Annotated in this window: 19 protein-coding genes and 1 pseudogene; 8 read left to right on the top strand and 12 right to left on the bottom strand. The window is 41.7% G+C overall.

Features of this window, described 5'->3' with window-relative positions; genetic code table 11:
• Window positions 1-184 precede the first annotated feature (184 nt).
• Both LC586_RS41175 and LC586_RS19890 read right to left on the bottom strand, forming a co-directional pair.
• Window positions 185-322, bottom strand: a complete 138-nt coding sequence (locus LC586_RS41175; protein ID WP_306423272.1) for a hypothetical protein — start codon at window positions 320-322, stop codon at window positions 185-187.
• Window positions 323-616: 294 nt separating this feature from the next.
• Window positions 617-1,420, bottom strand: coding sequence for an SAM hydrolase/SAM-dependent halogenase family protein (locus tag LC586_RS19890; RefSeq protein WP_229486447.1), 804 nt, complete (start codon window positions 1,418-1,420; stop codon window positions 617-619).
• Window positions 1,421-1,531: 111 nt separating this feature from the next.
• Here LC586_RS19890 and pirA point away from each other — a divergent pair, with 111 nt between their 5' ends.
• A complete protein-coding gene (gene pirA / locus LC586_RS19895; protein WP_229486448.1) occupies window positions 1,532-1,687 on the top strand; it encodes an arginine synthesis PII-interacting regulator PirA in 156 nt (51 codons plus the stop codon).
• Window positions 1,688-1,860: 173 nt separating this feature from the next.
• Here pirA and LC586_RS19900 read toward each other — a convergent pair whose 3' ends face one another.
• From LC586_RS19900 to LC586_RS19930, 7 genes are all read right to left on the bottom strand, one after another.
• Window positions 1,861-2,652, bottom strand: coding sequence for a Uma2 family endonuclease (locus LC586_RS19900; protein WP_229486449.1), 792 nt, complete (start codon window positions 2,650-2,652; stop codon window positions 1,861-1,863).
• A 55-nt stretch (window positions 2,653-2,707) separates the two neighbouring features.
• Entirely contained in the window at window positions 2,708-3,370 is a 663-nt protein-coding gene (locus tag LC586_RS19905; protein ID WP_229486450.1) for a type II restriction-modification system restriction endonuclease, read from the bottom strand.
• A gap of 3 nt (window positions 3,371-3,373) precedes the next feature.
• Window positions 3,374-4,546 (bottom strand): DNA cytosine methyltransferase, encoded by a 1,173-nt coding sequence (locus LC586_RS19910; RefSeq protein ID WP_229486451.1) that lies wholly within the window; start codon window positions 4,544-4,546, stop codon window positions 3,374-3,376.
• 6 nt (window positions 4,547-4,552) lie between these two features.
• Window positions 4,553-4,996 carry a GNAT family N-acetyltransferase gene (locus LC586_RS19915; protein ID WP_229486452.1) on the bottom strand — a complete coding sequence of 148 codons (444 nt, stop codon included), beginning with the start codon at window positions 4,994-4,996 and terminating at the stop codon, window positions 4,553-4,555.
• Between the two features lie 146 nt (window positions 4,997-5,142).
• Entirely contained in the window at window positions 5,143-6,930 is a 1,788-nt protein-coding gene (gene aspS, locus LC586_RS19920; protein ID WP_229486453.1) for an aspartate--tRNA ligase, read from the bottom strand.
• Window positions 6,931-7,781: 851 nt separating this feature from the next.
• On the bottom strand, window positions 7,782-8,255 hold the full coding sequence (locus tag LC586_RS19925) for a DUF29 domain-containing protein (protein WP_229486454.1): 474 nt from the start codon (window positions 8,253-8,255) through the stop codon (window positions 7,782-7,784).
• Between the two features lie 308 nt (window positions 8,256-8,563).
• Window positions 8,564-9,190 carry a chloramphenicol phosphotransferase CPT family protein gene (locus tag LC586_RS19930; RefSeq protein WP_229486455.1) on the bottom strand — a complete coding sequence of 209 codons (627 nt, stop codon included), beginning with the start codon at window positions 9,188-9,190 and terminating at the stop codon, window positions 8,564-8,566.
• Window positions 9,191-9,912: 722 nt separating this feature from the next.
• Between LC586_RS19930 and LC586_RS19935 the strand changes: the two genes are divergently transcribed.
• The 4 genes from LC586_RS19935 (at window position 9,913) to LC586_RS19950 (ending at window position 15,546) form a co-directional block, all read left to right on the top strand.
• The gene (locus LC586_RS19935) at window positions 9,913-11,136 is read left to right on the top strand and encodes an RNA-guided endonuclease InsQ/TnpB family protein (RefSeq protein WP_229486456.1); all 1,224 of its coding nucleotides are present in this window, start codon (window positions 9,913-9,915) and stop codon (window positions 11,134-11,136) included.
• A gap of 282 nt (window positions 11,137-11,418) precedes the next feature.
• Complete coding sequence (crtD, locus tag LC586_RS19940) at window positions 11,419-12,933, top strand: C-3',4' desaturase CrtD (RefSeq protein ID WP_229486457.1); 1,515 nt, start codon at window positions 11,419-11,421, stop codon at window positions 12,931-12,933.
• Between the two features lie 238 nt (window positions 12,934-13,171).
• Window positions 13,172-14,278, top strand: a complete 1,107-nt coding sequence (locus LC586_RS19945) for a saccharopine dehydrogenase family protein (protein WP_229486458.1) — start codon at window positions 13,172-13,174, stop codon at window positions 14,276-14,278.
• A gap of 878 nt (window positions 14,279-15,156) precedes the next feature.
• Window positions 15,157-15,546 (top strand): hypothetical protein, encoded by a 390-nt coding sequence (locus LC586_RS19950; RefSeq protein ID WP_229486459.1) that lies wholly within the window; start codon window positions 15,157-15,159, stop codon window positions 15,544-15,546.
• A gap of 155 nt (window positions 15,547-15,701) precedes the next feature.
• On the opposite strand, the gene LC586_RS19955 is transcribed toward LC586_RS19950, so the two are convergent.
• Complete coding sequence (locus LC586_RS19955; protein ID WP_229486460.1) at window positions 15,702-17,000, bottom strand: cation:proton antiporter; 1,299 nt, start codon at window positions 16,998-17,000, stop codon at window positions 15,702-15,704.
• A 787-nt stretch (window positions 17,001-17,787) separates the two neighbouring features.
• Between LC586_RS19955 and LC586_RS19960 the strand changes: the two genes are divergently transcribed.
• Together LC586_RS19960 and LC586_RS19965 are read left to right on the top strand one after the other, a co-directional pair.
• On the top strand, window positions 17,788-18,057 hold the full coding sequence (locus LC586_RS19960; protein WP_100900343.1) for a hypothetical protein: 270 nt from the start codon (window positions 17,788-17,790) through the stop codon (window positions 18,055-18,057).
• Between the two features lie 320 nt (window positions 18,058-18,377).
• Window positions 18,378-18,803: pseudogene (locus LC586_RS19965) on the top strand (hypothetical protein).
• 236 nt (window positions 18,804-19,039) lie between these two features.
• Here LC586_RS19965 and LC586_RS19970 read toward each other — a convergent pair.
• The gene (locus tag LC586_RS19970; protein ID WP_229486462.1) at window positions 19,040-20,179 is read right to left on the bottom strand and encodes a glycosyltransferase family 4 protein; all 1,140 of its coding nucleotides are present in this window, start codon (window positions 20,177-20,179) and stop codon (window positions 19,040-19,042) included.
• Between the two features lie 224 nt (window positions 20,180-20,403).
• Window positions 20,404-21,573 (bottom strand): glycosyltransferase family 4 protein, encoded by a 1,170-nt coding sequence (locus LC586_RS19975; protein ID WP_229486463.1) that lies wholly within the window; start codon window positions 21,571-21,573, stop codon window positions 20,404-20,406.
• Between the two features lie 733 nt (window positions 21,574-22,306).
• Here LC586_RS19975 and LC586_RS19980 point away from each other — a divergent pair.
• The gene (locus LC586_RS19980; RefSeq protein WP_229486464.1) at window positions 22,307-24,682 is read left to right on the top strand and encodes an NHL repeat-containing protein; all 2,376 of its coding nucleotides are present in this window, start codon (window positions 22,307-22,309) and stop codon (window positions 24,680-24,682) included.
• Window positions 24,683-24,808: the final 126 nt, after the last annotated feature.

A 24,808-nucleotide genomic window follows, 5' to 3' on the forward strand; every position in this document is an offset into this window, starting at 1 on the left:
GATAATGCTTCCAAAAATATAGAAATGGTCGGCATGGGGCATCGGCACGACCTTAAACGGACGGGGAGCGACCATAAGACTACGAAGAGTAGCTAGTTGCTGTGAGCCGCCAAGAATCACCGCACCTTTAGGTGCGGTGAGTATGTCAACATTGAATCACCATGCTGTAGTGATAGCTCATCTATTATTCACCTTCGTCGTTTTCAAAGTCTTCCAAGCTTTTTAGTACCCGTTGAATGTTCTTCTCCAAATATAGCGGAGCATCATCTCCGTCCTTCCCTGGAATGGTGAGAGGTTCTTCAGGTAGCAACGATGTTTCCAATAGGTATCACTTCCTTTTCCTCGACCTGGCTGAAGAATGTATCCAGCTTTCGCTACCATTGCCTTCAGTTCTCTAATTTTCTTGGGCATTGGTTTTCACGGTTTACCAGTTCAAGCTTACTATAAGTTCAGCGATCGCCTGATCTTCTAGGTTAGTTATTATCCAAAAAATTGAGAATGCGGCGACATATTCCATCACCTTTTGGGACTTTAGGCAAAAGTGCGACGCCGAATAGCCCATCGGAGATATCGCTTTTGATGTTTCTTTTGATTTGGCACTCACCAGATGCGGTCTTTAACTTAGCACAACTTGAAGCGTTTCTTGCCAGTCTAACTGCAACTTTGAGTGAGCATTGCCGCTATTAATGGCAATTTCTACCCAGCCGTGACTACCAACTAAAGCTATTATCTCTCCCACGTTGACATCACTGTAAGTTTCACAACCTGGTATAATCAACCCTGCAACTTGCACAGACCAAGTTTTGCCTTGTACGTAACTTCCTGCAATGTTGCTCACTAAGTTGCCAAAGTGGTCAATATATTGAATGCAACCCACTACACCAGTGGTTGTTTGCTTACACTCGCCTATATCCAGTTTTACCAAACTTTCTGGATCAATTTCTTGTCCTAGCTGTTTGAGAGGGACACCACTAGCAAGATTAGCTCCCACTGGTGCAAAAATATCTCTACCGTGAAAAGTCTTGCTTGGTTGGGGAGTTCGCCAATAGTTAAAATTTGTAAGTTCGACGGCTGCGATCGCCGGACTTTGACTGAGTAACCCGCTAAAGATACCATTATCTGGGCCTACGAGAAACCCTTGAGCAAATTTTACTGCGATCGCTCGTCGCTTGCTTCCCACACCCGGATCTACTACTGCCACATGCACTGTCCCAACAGGGAAATAGGGATAAGCATTCATCAGGGAAAATCTGGCTGCGGCTATGTCTTGCGGTGGAATTTGGTGCGTTAAGTCTACCACCGTAAGTCTGGCGTTGATTTGGGCTATGACACCCTTCATTATGCCTACATAAACATCGCGATCGCCGAAATCGCTCATTAAAGTCATAAGTGGCTGTTGACCTACATGCTTCTTAGACATGTTTTTCCTAAAATCTACATAAAGTCGTAAAATTCTGTAGCAACAGCTACAAAATATGTGTTATGTTAAGAATACAAGATATAAAGCAAAAAATTAAAGAGGGTAATTACTATGAATCAAAATAGACTACAAAGTGCCAGAAAAGCACAAGAAGCTCACAGAGAGAGTATACAAAAAAGCCTAGAACATCGCTTGCAAGTAGCCAGAGCAAAGGGCGACGAACAACTGATTCGTCAACTGGAAGCTGAGATGAGGTATTCGGGCTAAATCAAGTTTTCAATGTTCTTAGTTTGTTGTGTAACCCGCTACGGCGGGTTTTTTTTGTATTTAGGGTGTTTCCTGGCAATTTCGCTCTTACAGCGTTTTCAATTAATTCAATTACCCCACTCCCCAGTACAGACGCGATTAATCGCGTCTCTCCCATTCCCCATTCCCCACCCTCACACTTCTGGCTCAACACCCAAGGCTCGTAACTGTGCCGCCAAGCGTTCAGCCCGTTGCAGAGCAGTTTCTTTAGCTTCTCGCTCTTGTTCGGCTCGCAAACGTTCTTGTTCAGCTCGTAAGCATTCTTGTTCGGCTCGTAAACGTTCTTGTTCAGCTCGTTCTGCACCAGTAGGAATTACATTACCCGTAGCGTCACACCACCTCAGCCAAACATCCCGCTTCCCTTCATACGCACCTTCCCACAAACATAAACCTAGCTCAACTTCAGTCAGCCATTGCTCACTCATGGGTATATATTGCCGCCCACGCAACTCGTACATCTGTAGAACTTCACCACTAAGTTGTCGAGTTGGATCAAAGATAATGTAGTACATTACCCGCATCCTGGCATACTCTAAGATTTTTCGTCCTGTTTCATTGCCTTCTCGATTTGAAACAATTTCAATCACCACCTCTGGCGGTTTACCAAAATCCCAGAAGAAATAAGAGCGATGCCGTCTTTCCCACCAGTTATCAGCTACTTGTACATCTAGGCTCAAAAAGACATCAGGCACAATCGGCGGTTGCTTGTTACTGGGAAACAACCCTACATTGGCAGCCACGAGAAACCCTTGGGCATTACTAGGCCCGTTCCAAGAACTGTAAAGTGTTTCTGTCAGCAGCCGTTGTTGTTTTTCAGATGGCAGATTATCCAAGGGTTCATCGTCCTCTGTCACCAGATGACTAACATCTGGTAACAAATCTTCTGGTAATAAGCCAGCGTCTGTCAAGATGATAGATTCACTCATAAGGAATTCTGGGGGTAGCAGCTTAATTCTATTGTGGCAGCAGGATTAATCTCCTTCACCCTAACAGTAGATTTTCTACACCTACTATTGCCGTCGTAGTTGCTACCTGGATAATCCTACTGTATTGTAACCGCCACTGTAGTGCATTAGAAATTGTTAGGTAGCCAATTTCTGGCGGTTGCTGCAAAATCCTTTCTGCAAGTATTTCACGCCCAATTTCATCTAAAGGAAAGTTGCGTTCCTCTAAAAATGCTATTACATCTTCTTTGTTGCCATTACGGCGTAAGATTTCTATTAGCCCGTAGGTTGTTTGATAATCTCCAGTTCTTTCTCTTGATACAAAGACAACATTCTGGAATTTTAAATTAGCAGTGCGGGAGCTATGCTCATCAATCTTTTCATACGCCAATATTAGCAGATGATAGCCTAATCCATATACTTTTTGACTGGCATTCCGAAAGGGGCAAGAAGATTGTGGCTGACGAATTGATGTCACTTTTAAATCAACTTCTAATCCGGGAAAATCAATTCCCAAAGCAGCACTACCAAGGGTGTATTCATACTTTGTAGACAAATATTGATTAAAAGTCAACTCAACATACGTTCCTACTGCTTTGCCATCTGTAACCCCATACAAATTAGGAATCGGTGTTGCACTAAGTACAATACAAAAATCCCGTGCAGCAGTTTTGAGGGAAGATAAGGTTAGCGCTTCCATTTTTTAAATAGCCAAAGTTAATTGTTGCCAACCAGATTTACTCAATTCAAAGTTTCTTTGACCGATTCTTTTGCACACCCACTCTACACAAGCTGGTACAATAGCATTCCCAAATAATGCGTATTGATCGTAAATTCTGGCAACTTGACACCAATCATCAGGAAAACCCATAAGTCTGGCATATTCAATATTAGTTAAACGTCGAAATTTATCACCTACTTGATAACGTTCATAATGCCTTGATGTTGAGGCAGTCAATGTAGATGCAATGCCATTAGTTCCGAATATAGTATAACCAAGTCTCGCGCCTCCATCTTGGTTGTACAAAATTTCAACTCCATTACAATAACGATTTACAGGCTTACTTTGCTTAATCCGCTCCAGCGTATCGGCAGTAAAATCAAACTGGGTATCCACCATTGACTCATCCTGAAGAATATCCTGAAGCCTCTTTCTCGGCTTGATGTCAGGTAATGACGAAATATTTTGAGTGAACATCTGATTTTGATAGGCAATTCCCCAATTATTATTTTTCCTGTCCATCGTCATAATTGGCAACATGTATTTTACCAATGGAGCTTCGAGGCTTGGCAGTAAAATATTGTCTTCTGTAGTTAAAAAAACTGATAGCTTTTCTAAAGTATTAGGTGTTATATCTGTTGAGCTTAACTTTGTACCAAAGATAAAAATTCTATCTCGATTTTGAGGGATACCAAAGCTCAAGGGGCTAATTAGTCGCCATTCAATAAAATAATCTAATTCTGAAAGTGCATTTAAAATTAATCTAAAATGAGAGCCGTTTTCCATTATCAAAAGTCTTTTGACATTTTCCAAAAAAAAATATTTTGGCTGCTTCTGGTCTAATATTTCTATAATGCGCTCAAATAGTGTTCCCCTAACTATATCTCTCACGCCAAGTTTTTTACCAGCAGGACTAAAAGGTTGACAAGGGAAGCCAGCAGTTAAAATATCATGATTGGGAATGTCTAAGATGGAGATTTCGTTGATATCGCCTAAAACAATAGAGTCTTTGCCAAAATTACTTTCATAAACTTTACAGCAAAGTTCATTAATATCATTCGCCCATACTGTTTGAATATTTGCATTTGCCATACCCAGGCGAAACCCACCGATACCAGCAAAAAGCTCTAAAGCTTTGAGTTTGTTTGTTGTCATGCCACACTACTGCAACCGCAAAGCATAATGGTAAAACTCTTCATTCTTAATGTAATCTCGCGTTTCATAGAGTTTTTGCGCTGTTATGTTAGAAATTTGAGTAGCTAAAATCACTCGAATGGCTCCACTCTCTTTTGCATATTCTTCCGCAACACTCATCAATAACTTTGCAATTCCCTTCCGGCGATACGACTCTTCCACATACAAATCGTTCAATATCCATACTTGTTTCATCGACACTGAAGAAAAGCTGGGATAAAGCTGAGTAAATCCAACTAATTCCCCATTGTCATTAGCTGCAAACACTACCGAGTCATTATTGTTGAAACGTTCTTTGAGAAACTCCTTGGCAGCTTCAAGGTTTGATGGCTGATTGTAAAAAATACGATACCGATCAAATAGTACTGAAACACTTTCAAGATGATTAATATTAGCCAAGAAAACTTCCATTGAGTGTCCTCATCACTTCAATGCAGTTTACACCCAATGCTGCTCGGTTAAGGTAAATGGGAGATGAAATCAAGAAAAATATTTGCTTTCTCAATTCAAGTAATTGGTGGGCATTGCCCACCCTACTTAGACAATTCCCTAGTTTACTAAGACTTTGGTTTATAAGTCGAAGCAACATGCAATTCTTTCAACTGTTTAGCATCTACACTCGAAGGTGCATCTGTTAACAAACAACGTGCTTGTTGTGTTTTCGGAAAAGCAATGACATCTCGAATGGATTCTTCGCCAGCTAGCAACATCACCAAACGATCTAAACCGTAGGCGATGCCACCATGCGGTGGTGTACCATATTCAAATGCTTCTAAGAGAAAGCCAAATTTATTTTGTGCTTCTTCAGGAGATAAACCAATCGCTTCAAAGACTTGCTGTTGAATTTCTCGCTGATAAATCCGCAGACTTCCGCCGCCAACTTCCACGCCGTTAAGTACCAAGTCGTAAGCTTGGGCGCGTGCAGTTTTTAAATCGCTCAAATCATCAGGATGTGGTGCTGTGAATGGGTGGTGGAGTGCTTCTAGACGTTTTTCGTCAGCATTCCACTCGAACATGGGGAAATCTGTAATCCAGAGTAAGTTGATTTTTTCTGGATCAATTAAGTTAAATTCTCTAGCGATCGCTTGCCGTAATCTATCTAATGTCTTATTAACTGTAGCAGCATCACCAGCCCCAAACAACAGCAAATGTCCAGCTTTTGCACCTGTACGGCGTAAAATTTCTTCTTTTTGTTCAACGCTGAGGTTGTCTTTAATCGCGCCAATGGTGTCAATTTCGCCATCATCCCTGACGCGGATATAAGCTAAACCTTTAGCACCGGCTTCACTGGCTTCTTTAAATAAATCACCGCCTGGTTTAATGCGGACATTAGAAATTACATCGTTACCGTTGGGAATGGGCAGGATTTTGACGATACCACCATTAGTAACAGTGTCCCGAAAGACTTTGAAACCAGAGTCTTTGACAATATCTGAGACATCAACTAATTCCAAACCATAGCGGGTATCTGGTTTATCACTCCCGTAGCGTTCCATCCCCTCAGCGTAAGTGAGGCGGGGGAAAGGACGCTGTAACTCAATACCTTTAACTGTTTTGAAGATATGACAAACTAAGCTTTCATTCAGTTCGATAATTTCTTCTTGGGACATGAAGCTCATTTCCATGTCCAACTGGGTAAATTCCGGTTGTCTGTCGGCGCGTAAATCTTCGTCACGAAAGCAACGCGCAATCTGATAATATCTATCTAAGCCGGATACCATCAGCAATTGTTTAAATAGCTGGGGTGATTGCGGCAAAGCATACCACTCACCAGGATTGACGCGACTGGGTAGAACATAATCCCGCGCCCCTTCTGGGGTAGAACGCGTAAGTATTGGGGTTTCGACTTCGATAAAACCTTCCAAATCTTCCAAATAACGCCGCATGGCTTTGACAATTTGATGACGCAGTTGCAAATTTTGCGCCATGCGTTCGCGTCGCAAATCCAAATAACGATATTTCAGCCGCAAGTCTTCCCGCACTGTCTCGGTGTCAGCTACGGAAACTTGGAAAGGTAACTGTTTGCGAACAGCATTCAGGAGTTGAATTTTATCGGCGTAGATTTCTACCTCGCCTGTTGGGATGCGGGTATTCAGCGATTCATCGGGACGTTGTGTTACCCTACCAGTGATTTCGACAACATATTCATTTCGCAGGGCGTTTGCCTGTTCGTAAGAATCTGGGGTGCGTTGCGGATCGCTGACGATTTGGACAATTCCAGAGCGATCGCGTAAATCTAAAAATATCACACCACCGTGATCGCGGCGACGGTCTATCCATCCGTAAAAGGTAACAGTTTCTCCAATATGTTCTTTTCGGAGTTCGCCGCAATAGTGAGTTCGCATAAGTGTTAGTTATTGTTTCCGGGCTAGATTGGCAAGCAAATGTCAAAGCTTTCCCATTATCTAGCATCAATTGTAATTGTAGTAATAAACATACAATAATCTCACGCCAATTTGGCAAAGGTCGATTGGGGGAGTCGGTGAGACGCAAAAGCTCAAAGAAGACGCGATGAGGCAAAGAAATTATAAGGGAAATGCTGAAAACCCCTGAGAAACAGCAACGCAGTTGCGTATTTCGTACTTCAGGCTCTTGATGAAAGCTAATAACACCCTGAAGGGTGTTCTGATTTAATCTTTTTGGTGCGCTATATACTCTATTACATTTAGGTGCATCCCAGTTTTTATTTTGCAATGAGAGAATAACTGTCATTGCGAGGAGGAACGACGAAGCAATCTCATGGACTCGTTTTGACCTAAAGAATTTTGCGATTGCTTCGTTCCTCGCAATGACATGTAAAAAAGTGGGATGCTCCCATAACCAAACTTGTTCACTTGTCGGATAGGTATCAAATTGATAATCCTAAATTCTCAACTAACAAAAAAGCGAAACGCACTCTGAATGATATTGAGTTCACTCACTTACCCATCACTCGACGCGTCACCCCACCCCAGTTTTGTCTAAAGCCAAAACTTCCCCTCCCCGCAAGCAGGAGGGGATTAAGGGGAGCCAGTGCGGTCTTGGGGTTCACCTGCGTGGAGCCGGATAGCGTGTGGGGTAAAACGCCTATGGGATAAGCGTTTGAGCTTAAGTTGACACCAATGGGCAGTGCCATGCCCCTACCGATGTACCTCACATAAACGAGAACCGCTATATATTTTTGTGTAACTTAACTATGGAACACAACTAATAACTGTTAATCGCTGTCTCCATAAAAATCTTCATCTAATAACTGTTCTATCAGAAAAGGGCAATCGAGAGGATATTCTGTGTCCGTTGGTTTTCTCACTCCTAATTTAGCTTTTTTACTTTCTTTGATTGCCAGTTTGCGAGCATCAATATAGGTTTGAGAAATAACTTCAGTAATATAGTTTTTGAAAGAAGGATTTTCTTCCAAATCCTTTTTTACTCGAAAACGATGTTCTGTAACAGAACTATACCAGCTTCCTTTCATCATCTCAGGAGCATCAGATTGAACGGTTAACTTGAGTAAATGAGCAATCAAGATTGTTAAATTACTCATAAATGACCGTTTTTCTGACTTTCCCATGTCTTCTAATTCTATAAGCAAATGCTCCCAATCTATGTCATTAAAACGATGTTCTTTAATTTGCTCAATAATGCTTTCTCGCCACAGATTAAAATCTCGTTCGTACAGTTGATTGTTCATATAGCAGTTCTCGTTTACGTGAGGTACACCCGTAGGGGCACGGCACTGCCGTGCCCTTACACATCGTGATGTAATATTGTACAGATAGAACGATTTACCAGCCTTGGAGAAATTGCTGGGGAAGAAGTTTTGAGTGAGTTGTTTACTTTGTATTCAGAACCAGTGATTCGGCTGAATTCGGTCAAAATATTAAGTTGACAAGCACAACTTGGTAGCGCATACTTTGTTTCGCCTAGAAAAGCATATCTTTAATTTAACTCTTCTGTAAGTTGTGGAACCGCTACAGTTGCAATATTGATAACGATAGCTTAAGTATGGTGTGCAGCAAGTCGTTGAAATGCCGACGGCGCTGGAATATCTACGAGGTGCTTGCGTATCACCTCGGCACACGCACCTGGGCTTAACAACGAGGTATCGACTTCAAGATCATAGATGCCAGGGATGTGGACTTCACGTTGCCATAATTGAACCGGATGTGGCATCAACGAGTCGGCTGTACTTCCTACTTTCCCCCCCGTCTTTTGTCGCCGTTCCATAATAATCTCAATTGGGCAACGAACGCCTACGAACAAGACCGGCAATCCGTTCAAACGCCGCGCACTATCGGCCAGAATGCCCCGTGGGATTGCGTAGGCGTCATGGTGTCCGACATCAACCACGACATTCAGACCCAAGCGGCTGTGGGCGGCAATGGACTCATACATGGCGCTGTACAGAATGGGAACAAGGGGTTCGATGTCCTGGCGTTCTCCCCCTGGCCGCAGACCGATCCCAGGTAGGTATCGTGGGGGAGTCATTTGCATAAACCTATCGACACCCAAGTTCATCCACAGACCATCAAATGTCTCCTGGATAACTGCGACAATGCTCGACTTTCCCGATCGCGGGGCACCATTCAGGATGATAATCTGTCCTAGCTCCTGTGTCTGCCCCATGATCACTCCTCGCGTCTTTAATATATAGTTAGCAGTTCCACGTTAAGGCTAAAACGTTGAATAGGCAATTGAAAATGCTTCAATCTCAGCTATGAGGCATTGGCTGAGGTAGAGATTTGATTGTGAGTGCAAGCACATTGCAAGGAAGACCGCTCCCGTTAAGAGTTAGACTGCTCCCGTTAAGAGTTAGACTGCTCCCGTTAAGAGTTAGACCGCTCCCGTTAAGAGTTAGACCGCTCCCGTTAAGAGTTAGACCGCTCCCGTTAAGAGTTAGACCGCTCCCGTTAAGAGTTAGACCGCTCCCGTTAAGAGTTAGACCGCTCCCGTTAAGAGTTAGACCGCTCCCGTCACGAGTTAGACCGCTCCCGTTGATTTCCAATTTTCTGGGTTTAGCTCAAACGGTTAGAAGCCCCACATCCTACCCGTAGGGAGGTGTGGGATGAATAGCCGGACAAAAACGAGGTACACCCCTAACCGATGTTGACTATCACTCAACGAGGATTAGGGGTGTCCGAGTTTTTGTCAATCCCTGGAGTTGGCAACGAGTCAATAAAGTCTTCAAGTATTTGAGTCATAGTCTTATCTTTCCATACTGAATATAGGCGTAACTTATTTAATCGGCGTTCACTTATTCGTATTTGTAAATATTTATTTTTCATTTTCGTACCATCATAGTCACTACATTTATGGGATTATAATAATACAAAGAAGGTAATAAATAAATGAGGACTGCATATCAATATAAGCTGCGACCAACAAAACAACAAGCTACTGAAATAGATAGGTGGTTGTCGATGTTGTGTTCACAGTACAACTATCTGTTGGCTGACAGATTTAATTGGTATGAGCAAAATCGTTGTCCAATTAACGCTTGTCCTCTTATCTGTTATCTTCCAGAGTTGAGGGACAATCCTGACTATTACAGTCAAAAGAAAACTTTACCCAATCTCAAAAAGACACATCCTCATTACAGTGATATTCACTCACAAGTTTTACAGGATGTAGTTAAAAGGGTTAAGGTGACATTCGACCGTTTTCTAGGTGGGGATAGCAACGGCAAGAGAAGCGGTAGACCTCGCTTTAAGTCTCGTGACCGTTACCGGACTTTTACTTATCCACAGATGAAGGATGATTGTATTCAAGGCAGTTTAATAAATCTTCCGAAACTGGGAAATATTAAAGTTATTTTGCATCGTCCCATACCTGACGGGTTTAAGACAAAGACTGCCTCTGTCACCAAAAAAGCTGACGGGTACTACATCACTCTCAGTCTAGAAGACCCAACAGTTCCAACTATTAAGCCTAATATCAATCCTGAATCAATTACAGGTATTGACCTTGGTTTAAAGGAGTTTTTAACAACTTCTGATGGTGAACCTGTTGCAATCCCTCAACACTACCGCAAGTCTCAAAAACGGTTACGTGTCATTCAAAAACGTGTTTCACGCCGTAAAAAAGGCAGTAATCGTAGACGCAAAGCTGTTAAGCAATTGGGTAAGCAACACAAAAAAGTTGCTGATAAACGCAAAGATTTTCACTTCAAAACAGCCTTGCGACTGCTGTCAAAATATGATGTTGTAGTTCATGAAGACCTCAATGTTAAAGGACTTGTCATGTCGCGGCAAGCTTTATCTATGCATGACGCGGGATGGTCAAGCTTTTTGTCGATACTGTCAAACAAAGCCGAAAATGCTGGTTTGTTGGTAATAGCTGTAAATCCTAAGAATACGTCACAAGATTGTTCTAGCTGTGGAATGAAAGTACCTAAAAAGCTGCATGAAAGATGGCATTCTTGTCAATGCGGATGTAGCCTTGACCGTGACCATAATGCAGCAATAAATATAAAAAACAGAGCGCTGGGGCATCGCGTTCTTAAAGCCAAGAGTCTCCTAAGCAATAGCCGGATTGTCTTGGAAGCCTACACTGTACTCGTAGAGTCAGTGTAGGAGATGTCACGTTGATCCGCCCGTGATTCAAATCGCGGGATAATATAGCGATGTCTACGACGGGCTACGCTTACGCTCGTTTGTATGCAATAGACTTTGACCTCTCTCCAAACCTCTCTCCTAAGAGGAGAGAGGCTTTGAATCTTGCTCCCCAACGCTAGTAGGGAAGGGGTTGGGGGTTAGGTCTCTATTGGACTCAACTGAGAAATCGCACCCTCTTTAACTTAGAGATTAAGGTAAAATTATAATTAAAAATATTAAGAATTTTAAAGAAGCTAATCAATGTCCAGCATTACTCTTGACAAAAGTAACTCTCATGTCGTCGTTATCGGTGCGGGAATAGGTGGACTGACTGCTGGAGCATTATTAGCTCATAGAGGTTACAGCGTCTTAATTTTGGATCAGGCTCTCGTACCAGGAGGCTGTGCTTCGACGTTTAAACGCCAGGGATTTACTTTTGATGTGGGCGCAACTCAGGTTGCGGGGTTGGAACCAGGGGGAATTCACCACCGCATTTTCTCAGAATTGCAAATAGATTTACCGCAAGCAACGCCTTGTGATCCTGCTTGTGCGGTGTATTTACCTGGGGAAAGCACACCGATTAATGTCTGGCGCGACCAAAAGAAATGGCAAGAGGAACGACAAAAACAGTTTCCCGGTAGCGAACCGTTTTGGCAATTGATGGCAACTTTGTTTGATGCCAGTTGGGAATTTCAAGGACGCGATCCGGTGCTACCACCACGTAATTTATGGGATTTGTGGCAGCTAGCGCAAGCGGTGCGTCCTAGTACATTAATTACTGTACCCTTCACTTTGTTTACGGTGGGAGATGCTTTACGGTTATGTGGACTGGGAAATGACCAACGACTGAGAACTTTTTTAGATTTGCAATTGAAGCTATACTCCCAGGTGGATGCAGAACAGACAGCATTACTTTATGCCGCCACAGCGTTAAGTGTATCCCAACTGCCCCAAGGATTGTTTCACCTCCAGGGAAGTATGCAAGTATTAAGCGATCGCCTGGTACAATCCTTAGAAAGAGATGGCGGCAAATTGTTGATGCGCCACACTGTAGAACAAATCAAAGTAGAAAACGGCAAAGCTACTGCTGTAGTCATTAGAAATCAAAAAACTGGCGAAGTCTGGACAGAAGCCGCCGACCACATAGTTACCAATGTCACCGTGCAAAACTTGGTGCAGTTATTGGGAAAACAAGCGCCATCTGGATATAAAAACCGGGTGGAAAAACTGCCCCAAGCATCGGGTGCGTTTGTGGTGTATTTGGGTGTAGATGCCAGCGCGATTCCGCCTGAATGCCCTCCCCACCTACAATTTCTGTACGATGTCAATGGCCCGATTGGTGAGAATAATTCCCTATTTGTTTCCGTCAGTCATCCTGGAGACGGCCGCGCACCGGAGGGGAAAGCGACAATTATTGCTTCTTCATTTGTCGATCCTGCACAATGGTGGCAGACTGATGATTATGAAGGACTAAAAGAAAAGTTTACCCAAGAAGCGATCGCTCGTCTTGCCCAATACTTCTATCTCAAACCAGAAACTATTATTCATCAAGAAGCCGCAACACCGCACACTTTTGCCTATTTTACAGCCCGCGATCGCGGTATAGTTGGCGGTATTGGTCAAAGAATTCCTACCTTTGGCCCCTTTGGATTCGCAAATCGTACACCAATCCAGCATTTGTGGTTAGTTGGTGACTCCACCCATCCAGGTGAAGGTACTGCTGGAGTGAGTTATTCGGCGCTAACGGTAGTCAGGCAAATTGAGGCGCAAAGGTAGTACAATGTCCAAGTTAGTTTTGAGGGTTTGTAGTAAGGACTTTAGTCCTTATTTTCTAAGGACTAAAGTCCTTACTACGAACTTGTTTACAGACTAGTAGGGGCATACGACTGTATGTCGGCAGCAACATCTTTGTAGCAGAAATAAATTTCCTGAAATGGTATAAGTCATACCTGTAACCGATGGCAAACAGGACATAAAACTGGTGAAATAAGGTTAGTGTTGCGAATCTGGAGTAATGACAGACAGCGTTTTAATTCTTGGTGGACGCGGGCGGATTGGTAGCACTGTTGCTCAGGATCTTGCTACCCATACGCAGGCACAAATTACGATTACTGGACGTTCTGCGGAGTTTGGGAAGGCTGTTAGCTTGTCTTCGGGAGGACAAGTGCAGTTTTTGGTATTGGACTTGGCAGAAGTTGACAAGTTGCGAGATGCGATCGCAAACTCTAACTTAGTCATCCACTGTGCTGGGCCATTTCATTATCGAGATACTAATGTTCTTGAAACCTGTATTGCTCAAGGCGTTAACTATGTAGATGTCAGCGACCATCGTTCTTATACCAGTAAAGCTCTCAATTTTAGTGAACAAGCTGCTGCTGCTGGTGTGACAGCAATTATTAATACTGGTATTTTCCCTGGCATTTCTAACAGCATGGTACGTCAAGGTGTTGAACAATTTGATAAACCAGAAAAGATCCATTTAAGTTATTTAGTTTCCGGTTCTGGCGGTGCTGGCATTACAGTGATGCGGACAACTTTTCTTGGGTTGCAGTATCCTTTTGAGACTTGGATAGATGGAAAATGGAAGATAATTAAGCCTTATAGTGAAAGAGAGTTAATCAAGTTTCCACCTCCCTATGGACGCACCGGAGTTTACTGGTTTGATATGCCAGAAACCTTTACACTGCCGAAAGCTTTCCCATCAGTAAAAACTGTAATTACTAAGTTTGGCTCTGTTCCCGATTTTTACAATCACCTAACTTGGATTGCGGCACACGTTTTTCCCAAGTGGTTAATGCAGCGCCGTTACATGATTGAATTTCTGTCTCATGTCAGCCATTCGATGACAGATGTCACTAATAATTTTAGTGGGATTGGTGTAGCAGTTCGTTCAGAAGTTACAGGGCAAAAAAATGGTGAAACCGCCGTTTATTGTTCAACTGTAGTGCATGAAAATACAGCGGTGGCTTCTGGTTGCGGCACAGGTAGTATTGCCCAGTTATTGCTAGAAGGTAAACTCAAGAAACCAGGTGTTTTTGCTGTAGAAGAAGCCCTACCAACAGATTTATTTGAAGAGGTAATGCAAAGTCGAGGAATTAAAATTAATCACAGTTGGTTATAGCTTAACTAGTTCCGTGGGTTTAAGTCCCCCGGTTCAATAAAAATTTTGTTTTGTGTTGGAGTTAAATCCCCAGACGCTCGCGGACTCGCTAACGCTTCGCTAATACAAAACAAAATTTACGAAAGCGTTGCGGGGCGTTCGCGTTTAGCGTCTCTAAGAGTTGCCCATTACGAATTACGAATTACGAATTATTTAATACGCTTGAGTTAAGCACACTGGATGAAAATTTCATCCGATTTCACGAAATATTCAGATACAAAGGTAGGGGCGTACATTTGTACATTGGTGTCAACTTAACGTAAAAGTCAAAATAATTCGTAATTTATAATTCGTAATACTTCGGCTACGCCCTTACTTCGACGCCGCTCAGTACAAGTCGGCTACGCTCTCCCAAGGCTCAGTACAAGTTCGTAATTATTACCCCACGACTGAAGTCGCTTGCTCTGAAATAAGGAATAAATTTATTTGTCTCCATAAACTTTAGTTAGTTGCTCTGTACCTTTAATTACGAATTACGAATTATAAATTACGAATTATTTGGTCATGTACCGCAAGGAACTGAAGTTCCTTGCTAATAGCTAAAGTCATCTGAAGATGACTAAATATACTCAAAAATCTTTAGTCTACTTAAGTAGACTTTAGCTAAAAGCCAAAGAACTTTAGTTCCAGGCGGGTGAGGAAGGAAGCCAACGTTAAGCTATTTCTAGCTTAAGTTGACACCAGTGACATTTGCACGCCCCTACTAGAGGCAAAAATTAATATACCTTGCGGTAGAAGTAAAAACTGTACCTAAACATATAGGATGCCTGTGAGCCTGGAATATTGAATACATTTATACATAACGAAGGCTTATAACAAAACAACAAGAGGAGTTTTTTGTGCAAAAAATTTTATTAACTTTAAAGCAAGCGTTAAGTTCAAGCTTTTTGGTCGTTGGTTTAATTATTTTCATTAGCTTGTCAGGTTCTTTCATTTTTGTTCAGCAAGCTAGTTATGCAACTACTCTTGAAGAATTAAAGCTAATACCGCCAGAGTATAAACCAAATTCTGAAGAAAAAATTAATCGTGCTAACGAATTTGATCCAGGTGTTGGTATTCAAGAAGAAGAACGAGAAGAAGCTTATGAGCAAGCAATAAAAGATTCAAAAAACCTTAATACTATAGAGAAGACTTACGAAAGGAATTTGAAGGCTGAACAAGCACAAAATCCCCCAGAAAGTTTTGGGGAAAAAGCGAAAGAAGTTATTGAAAAGGTGACGGGGAAATAGGAAATATAGACCTAACCCCCAACCCCTTCCCGACCTCTCTCTAACCCTCTCCTACGAGGAGAGGGAAGCGGAAAAACTTTTGTTACTGGAAGGGGAGTAAAAATTAAAAGCCTCTCTCCGGTTTTGAGTGACAGGTTTAGAAAATTAAATCGCTTTTACTCAAATTCATCTATTGTGGCGGGAGGAGTAGCGTTTCTCTGATTAGCAATATTGCGCTCATACCACTTCATCAATGGAGTTGCACTGATGCCATGTATAATCACAGAAGCTACAATAGTAGTGTAAGTTATCCAAGCAATTTGTTCGGCAGCTTCACCTTTTAAACCATGACCAAAGGCATAGGCGAGATAATATAAAGAGCCGACACCGCGAATACCAAACCATCCAAATAACCACCGAGTTCCTGGGTGCAAGGTTCGGCGGTGTGAGTCTATAGGACGTTTACCTATTGTGCTAATCCAAACTCCTACAGGTCGGATTATCAAGAATAATAAAACTATCACTAATAAAGATTGCATAGCATAGTTGAGCATTGGCTGGAATAATAATATTGAACCCAATAGTAAAATTGTCCCAACTTCCAGCAGCTTTTCAACTTTTTCAACAAATTCCAATTGTGCTAGCGGTTTTTCAGGATTTCTGTAACTGCGTTGGACAACTAAACCAGCAACAAATACTGCCAAAAATCCATAGCCATTCACCATTTCTGTTAAGGAATAAGTTATTAGAATTGTGCTGATAGCAATAAAATCTTCCATTAACTCATCGGCAGGACGGCGTTTTTGAAGTTTTTGTTCAATCCAAACTAGAGATTTGGCAACAACAATTCCCATAACAATGCCAGCTGCGATCGCCCAAATTAAATCAACCGCAATCCACTGTTTAAACCAGTTCTCCCAGTTGTCATCTTTTAATGCATGAAGGCCAAAATAAACAAAGGGAAAAGCTAAAGCATCATTTAACCCACCTTCAGAAGTTAAACCAAATCTCAACTCATCTTGGTCGTTTATATCGGTCAGTTGTACTTCTGATGCTAATACTGGATCGGTAGGTGCGAGAATTGCTCCTAATAAAATCGCTTCTCCCCAACTCATCCCTAAAAACAATTTACCCACAACAGCCAGCGCAAAAATTGAAATTGGCATCAGAAATACAATCAATCGGGCTGTAATATCCCAAGTCCCCAATCTGAGAGGACGAACAATTCTTAAGCCGCAGCTAAACACAGAAATAATTACTACAAATTCTGTTATTTTTTCCAGCACTTGGGCATTAAAAACTTCATCCCGACGTAATTGAATCAGCCCAAAGGCGTAAGGGCCTAGCAAAATACCAACTAGTAGATAGATAAGGGCAAAAGAAAGAGGTAAACGAGCAATCCAACCTGACCCTAATGTGACCATCAGCAGAAGTAGACCAATCACAAATAGGTCAATAATATAGATATCTACCATATAGCGATTTATATAAAAATTAGGCGTTACTTTGTAAGCTTAGTTGTAATAGCTTGATGTTAGAAATTACCTATGGGCAGATTTTCTATTGGAGATTGGAAATTTACACCCGCTACCAAATTTGAGAAGAAGGGAACAGATAAGATCGCGCTTTGATTATTCGCGTCTGGATTACAACACAGCCCCTAAAATAATGGGATGTAGCACGGGAATATGGCTAATACACGCTGGAAAACCTCTCTTCTATTTCTCTTTCCTAAAAGGCTACGGTGTACGCACAAGTCGAAAAATCCTCTACCCACATTTTTCTCAGAGTGAAACTGTTACATTCACCCACATCCCGCCCAGAACTAAAGTTCAGGGCTGATAGCTGAAGTCCACTCAAGTGGACTGAATTGATTATTTAGTCCACTTGAGTGGACTTCAGCTATGAGACTCGGAATTCATTCCGAGGCGGGATAGAAACGCAGTGCGAGATTTATTAATAAAGATATGGCCGGGGCAAAGCTTGTGTATACACCGTAGCCTAAAAGGAGAGAAACTTTGAATTTCCCCCTTAGAGCGTCGGGAAGGGGGTTAGGTTAATCGTTAGCTTCTCCACAGACCTGAATTGTCAGAATACACACCTGTACGCTCCTACCAATGGTCTATATTCCCTACTTTCTCACTCAGATATTGCCCGATTTAGTACAAAGATACTATAATATATATAGCGTTCACAAAGCCTAACCAAATATATAACGGCTCTGTGAAAACCTTCTGGAAGATGGATTCAAGGGTTAGTTCGATGATGAAGCATTACATTCTCAACCTCAATCCGACTGCCAAGCATGAATGGGATCGGTGTATTTTACGTGACCCGTTGACTGCCAAACGCCCAGACATTGCCAAATTAATTGCTGAAGCGGTTGGTGCTGATACAGGCAGTTATTTAGTGAGCGTGAATATCGAAGTTCAAGTTTTGGAGCAAGCCGCAGTCCCTCAAGCCGAACAACTCTCGCTATCATTTCCAGAAGTGAGTGTGCCGTCACAACCACAACTGCGGGAAGCGGCTTGAGCTATAGTGCAGAATTTAGCAGAAAATAAAGCCTGCATAAGCAGGCTTACTTGGTGTAGCCGCAGACTTGAGTCTGATATCATGTCCGCTTGATTACTTATTAAACCTGAAGAACCCCACCCCGACAATCGTCGCTTTGTCTCCCCTCCTGCTTGCGGGGAGGGGATTAAGGGGAGCCAGTGCGGTCTTGGGGTTCACCTGCGTGGAGCCGGATAGCGTGTGGGGTGTAATGACTGTGGTTAGCATAACTTATGCGGGCATGATAGATATGACGGCTAACGGAATCATGAGTAGATTTGACCTGAGAGGAAAATTATTAAATGATGCAACTGAGTCATTATCCAGCTGCGTTGGGCGAAGCCCTTGCCGAAGGCATCGCACAAGCTGCCCAACGGGCTAATGAAATAGACTCTCAGTTGATGGCAGTGCAGCACCAAATTAACCGATTTGAAGGCAATGCGGATCGTGTCGCCGCCTTTGAGATGGATTTGAAAAATGATGCTCAACGCAAGGCTCGTCGCTTTGAAGTGCTGCTTGTGAATCAGGAATATCAAAAAGCAATAGACACCCAAATTCGATTAACTGTTGATAAAGCAAATGCCATCGCTCATTTGGAATATCTGCGTAACCAGTTTAGTGTAGCTAAGTTAGAAGCAAGATTAGCGTAGCTTGCCGTCGTAGGCATCGCCCAACAACTCTCTGATTTGGAATCTCGTGAATTAGTTGGTAAGCTAGAAATAGCTTAACTGTTGGCTTCCTCACCCGCCTGGAACTAAAGTTTTTTGGCTTTTAGTTAAAGTCTACTGAAGTAGACTAAAGATTTTTGGGTATATTTAGTCATCAAAATATGACTTTTGCTATTAACAAGGAACTTCAGTTCCTTGCTGGACATGACTTTTACGTTAAGTTGACACCAATGAGCATTGCTGTGCCCCTACAATATATGTGGTTCAAATAAATGAAAACTGCTGTAACCAGGTATTTATAATCTCTGAGACAGCAGTTGGGCAATTTGCTGATTAATAATTGAAACATCAAAACGCCGACTAGCAGTAGTCTGGGCATTATTAGCTATAGTTGCAGTTATTTCCGTCTCCTGAAGACAGGTGATAATTACTTGTGCAAGTTCCTGGGGTTCTCCTGGTGTTACTAGAAAGCCATTAAGTCCATGTTCTACTAATTCCATTACACCGCCAGCTTTTGCTGCAACTACAGGTTTTCCACATAGCATCGCCTCAACAATCACTCTACCAAAGGGTTCTGGGGAAGTAGAGGTATGTGCTACCAAGTCACAAGCTGCCATTAACTGAGGAATATCAGAACGAAATCCTAAAAATTTGACGCGGTTTTCTAATCCCAGTTCAGCAACTTGTTGATGTAACTGTTGGACGTAATCTTGTTCGCCAAACAGTGCATCACCCACTAAGATTGCTGTCACTTCTGGTGGACATTTGGCAAGGGCATCAATTAAAATATGCTGCCCTTTCCAAGGTGCAAGACGGCTAAAGTGTCCGACTACAAATTTTCCTTGCAATCCTAACTGTTGCTGTAATTTATCAATGTCAGACTCATCAGTTTGATGATTTTTCGTTTCAAAGCCGTTATAGACAACTTCGATAATATCTGTACGTCCTCCCGCTTGTATAAAGGCTGTTTTACTAGCTTGGGAATTGGCAATTACTAATGATGCAAAACGATTAGCTAAGTTAACAGCAATACGAAGATTCGTTTGACTAAAATGTTCTGTGGAAAGAATATCATGTAAATGATAAACCAGAGGGCGACGGCTGAAAAAACTTGCTAATGCTCCGACAACTAATGCTTTTTGAGTATTGGCATAGATTAAATCATATTCACGCGCTATTTTAACTACCTTAGTAATCAAAGGTGCAAGTTGTCCGAGACTCTTTAATCCTTGTAGCAAACTGCTTTCTTTGCGAACTTGGATTGCTTGAGTTGCGAGAACTTCTACTGGGATATTATTTTGCTGTAGTAAACTTTTAAATGACCCATCTGCAAATAAACCTACCAAAGCGCAATCACCATAAGGTTTAGCAATATCTATTAGACACAATTCTGCGCCGCCTGGTTTACCACTTTGGTCTAGAAAAAAAATTCTCATTAAACCTCTATTTTATCTAATTTGACTTACGTAGCACCCCTAATATCTATTATAATCACTTGTTTTTGACTTTTCTTTTCACGGTATCTGGAAAACCTCTCTTCTATTTCTCTCTCCTAAGAAGAGAGAGACTTTGAATTTTCCCCCTTCCCGCCACGGGTTGGGGGTTAGGGGGTTAGGTGTTTCGTGGATTTTCCACATAACGTGAAAAGTCAATCACTTGTTTAAGCTAATAAAATCTTTCGTACTTGTTGGGCGATTTGATTCCAGTTGTAGTGTGTGGTAGCGTACTGGCGACAGGTTTCTCGTGAAGGTATGGGGATATTTCCCAAAAGCACTTGCTCTAATTTTTCAGCAATGGCTGAGGCTTCTGTTGAAGTAGTAATTAAATCGGGTGAAAATCCTGATAAAATTTCTGGCATTCCACCAACTGGGGTACATAAAACAGGAGTACCACACGCTAGAGACTCGATTATTACTAATCCAAATCCTTCAAAAGATTGACTAGGCATGACGGTTAATTCAGCAGCTTGATAAGCTATAGGCAATTGCTCATCAGGTAGAAAACCTAAAAATGTAACGTTGTCATCTAGCCCTAATTCTGTAGCCTGTTGTTGTAGTGCAGGTTGGATGTGACCACGACCTGCGATCGCTAGCCAAACATCTGGTATTCTGGGCTTAATTATAGCCAGTGCCTGCAATAATTTGTCAACTCCGGTTCGATGTACTAAGCGGCGTGATGTAAATATGATCCGGCGATTACTTGGCCAGCCTAGTTTTGTACAAGCCTCCTGGGGTGATAAATTTGGCTGAAACCAGTTAATATCAACTCCACCAGGAATAATATTAATTTTGCTCCACGGTACTTGATATTTATCATGTAGAATTTTACCAAATGCTTTGCTCAAAACAATGAAGCGATCGCAGCGATTATAAGTATTTTTTTCTATTAGCCAGTGCTTGATTAAAAGACTAAGGTTTTTATTAACCACTTCTTGCTGACTTTCAGAAGCCCAAGGCCCATGAAAGTTAAAAGTAACTGGTACTCCTTTTGGCAAAATATCTAAAATAGGAAAGCTATATAATGCAAAGTGCAAATTAATAGCATCTGGTTTGCTTGTTCTTGTTTTCTGGAAATTCGTGCGAATCGACCATAATCTTTGCCAAATAGCACTATCAACAGAAGCCAAATTAGTCAGCTTAATCGGCGAATTTATTTCAATCTCTGGTAGACCAACTCCGCATAATTCAACCTGGTCTTTATTTGCAGCTAATTTATGAGTTAGTTCATAAATATACCTTTCTAATCCTCCGGGACTCTTGGGGAACCAGCCTAATCCAAGGGTGAGAATAGATGCTGATGATGAAGCAAAATTTTCTGGTTTCTTTTTCACTGATATATCTCCTATAAATATATTAAAACAAACGCACATCTATCATTGGTGTCAACTTAACGTGAAAGCTATGTCCCGCAAGGAACTAAAGTTCCTTGCTAATAGCGAAAGTCATCTAAAGATGACTAAATAATCCGAAAAATCTTTAGTCTACTTTAGTAGACTTTAGCTAAAAGCCAAAGAACTTTAGTTCCAGGCGGGTGAGGAAGCTAGCAGTTAAGCTACTTTTGCTTAAGTTGACACCAATGCACATCTATGTACTCCTACATCTGTATCCAAACCTGAATCACTAAAATTTCCAAATATACATTATCAATAAGAGTTTTTGTATAGAACACCAATTTATAAACTATTTATATGTCAACGTCAACAAGGAATTAAAACTGTGTTTTTAGTAACTAAACAACACCGAACTAGATATATATGATACCTGCCAATCAAGACAGCTGAATGCTATATAGGGAGAGACAAAAGCTGATATAAAGTAATAAATCTAAAATTATTTTGTATTAATATTTACCACTGCTAATAACCAATCAGTAAATATTAATACCTTAAATGTATTAGCTGAAAATTCAAAAAATTGGGTGAGCTTTATAAAGCTTATGTAAAACTTGCTATCAAATCTCATGTCCATGCATAGCCTGTATCTTAGCCACTTCAAAATAGTTAGATTTTTTGCGGATTACCGAAAAAATGATTGTATATAAATAATTAAAAGCTTAAAAAGTATATGAAAAATAAATTACTAGCGCAGTTAATAAAACTCCGTCACAAACTCAACCAGCACATCAAAAAAATATTTAATATTAGATATATACAAAAAAGTAAAACTTTCAAATTTTTACTCAGTCTGATTGTTGGGATCATTGTTACTACTCTTGGAATTACAACAGACTGGGCGACAACTGGAACACGCACTCTTATCTACAAAACATCGTCGATAAATAATACTATCGGCAGTGAAAACCTGTCGCTACAAAATAATACTGAAACACCCACGCTTACACACAAAAAAATATCGATAAGTAATACTATTGCCAGTGAAAATCTGCAAGTACAAAACAATACGGGAACATCCACACCTACCTATAAAACATCGTGGATAGGTAATACGATTGGCAGTGGAAATCTGCGGGTACAAAACAATATTGAGGCAATGTATGTTGCCCCTGATGGCACAGTTTATACCAACAGCCATTGGGATGAGGCAGGAATGGAAGCAGCCATCTATAAGGATGGTAAGGTTATTGGTGCTATTGGGGATACTCACGGCTGGAGTCGTGGAGGTGGCAAAGCTGTAACAGTAAATAGTAAATATATTTACATTGCCATGACTCAGGGATCGAAGGGCAAAACCAATGAAGATTACCCAGCAGAAGGAACAACTTGGCATTGCGTTAGACGTTATGACTTGTCGGGAAAACCTGCGCCTTTTCCTGAAGGGCGTGGCTGGGATAAAAGTATGTTAATTACCAGTACTAAAAGTGAAGTCACTGGATTAGCAACTGTGGGTAACGAGTTGTATGTGAGTGATTTTGCTGCTAACCGGATTCGTGTTTATGATACTGATACGATGAAGGAATTACGCAGCTTTACCCTTGCTAATCCGGGAGCAATAACTATTGATCCACAAAAAAATCTGTGGATTATTCAAAGCAAAAATGATAGTAAGCCTGCCAAGATTCTCCATTATTCGCCGAGTGGAAAGCAATTACCCCAAAAGATTGCAGATATCGTTGAACCAACTGCGATCGCAATTGATCATCAAGGTAAGCTGTTGGTGGCAGAAAATGGGCCACGTCAGCAAATGTTGATTTATGACATCAAAGATAAGCCGGTGCAGGTGGGTAGTTTTGGCTCTAAAGGCGGTATCTATGCAGGAGTTGCTGGTGAAGTTCGAGATTTGAAACTTTATGGACTTACTGGAGTTGGTACAGATGCTTCAGGCAATATCTATATAAATAGTAATGGTTTCAACAAATCAGGAACAGATTTGCGGAAATTTTCGCCATCGGGAAAACTAATGTGGCGATCGCTGGGATTGATATTCGTCGATAATGCAGATGCTGATCCTAAAACTGATGGTGTAGATTTATTCACCAAACAAGAACACTATCTGATGGACTACAGTAAGGCTGCTGGTAAGCAATGGACTTACAAAGCCTACACTTTAAATGCTTTCAAATATCCTCAAGATCCACGTCTGCATACATCGCCAGATGGAACCTTTGTTCGCCGCATCCAAGGAAAGCCGTTTTTGTTTCTCACAGATATGTATAACAGCTTTCTGCAAATATATCGTTTTAATCCAGCCACAGATGGGAAAGTTGCCATACCAGCCGGAATGTTTGTCGGTACCAATGGTGATAAAAAATCAATAGGGGGAAAATGGCCACCGAATCAACCAAAACTAGGGGAATGGATCTGGCGCGATCGCAACGGTAATGGCAAATTTGAAAATAACGAATATGATACCAGCAAAGATTATCCCTATATCGGCGGATGGTGGGTAGACAGCAAAGGAGATGTTTGGAAAGCTTTGCGAACAGAAGATGGCATTCGACACTATCCTTTACAGGGAATAGATGCTAAGGGCAACCCCATCTACAGCTATAGTTCGATGGAAAAGCAAACTACTCCCAAAATATTTAACGACTTGCGGCGGATCGAATATTTCCCCCAAACAGACACCATGTATTTGTCAGGCTTTACAGTAGATCACCCTGCATTCGGTGACGATACTGGAGTTGCTGGATCTGAGATTGCCCGTTTTGACAATTGGAGTAAAGGAAATCGTACTCCCCGTTGGCGGATTGTAATCCCCTACGACACTACCGGTAAACGCGAAGTGTCTACAGCAGCTATGAGTGTGGCGGGAGACTATGTATTCGCCGTGACAGTTAAAACCGCAGAGGTATATGTCTATAATGCCAAGACGGGAGCGCAAGTACAACAGTTAAAACCAGGCCCAGAAGTTGGCAGCGAAAGTGGCTGGATTGATATACCCTACGGTATCCGTGCTTTTCGGCGTTCCAATGGTGAGTATTTGGTATTTGTAGAAGAAAATTGGAAAGGAAAAGTGATTATGTATCGGCTGGCGGGGTAAGCGTTTAATATCGTCTGCGCTTAAAGACTTATCATCAGGTTTAGGGAATAGCTATAGCAATCCTATCTGATTTGTAAAAATTCGCGGTGTCCAGATCCACGACTTATCAAATAAGTCGAGGAGCTA

This window comes from Nostoc favosum CHAB5714 (genome assembly GCF_020829495.1).
Taxonomy (GTDB): Bacteria; Cyanobacteriota; Cyanobacteriia; order Cyanobacteriales; family Nostocaceae; genus Nostoc; species Nostoc favosum.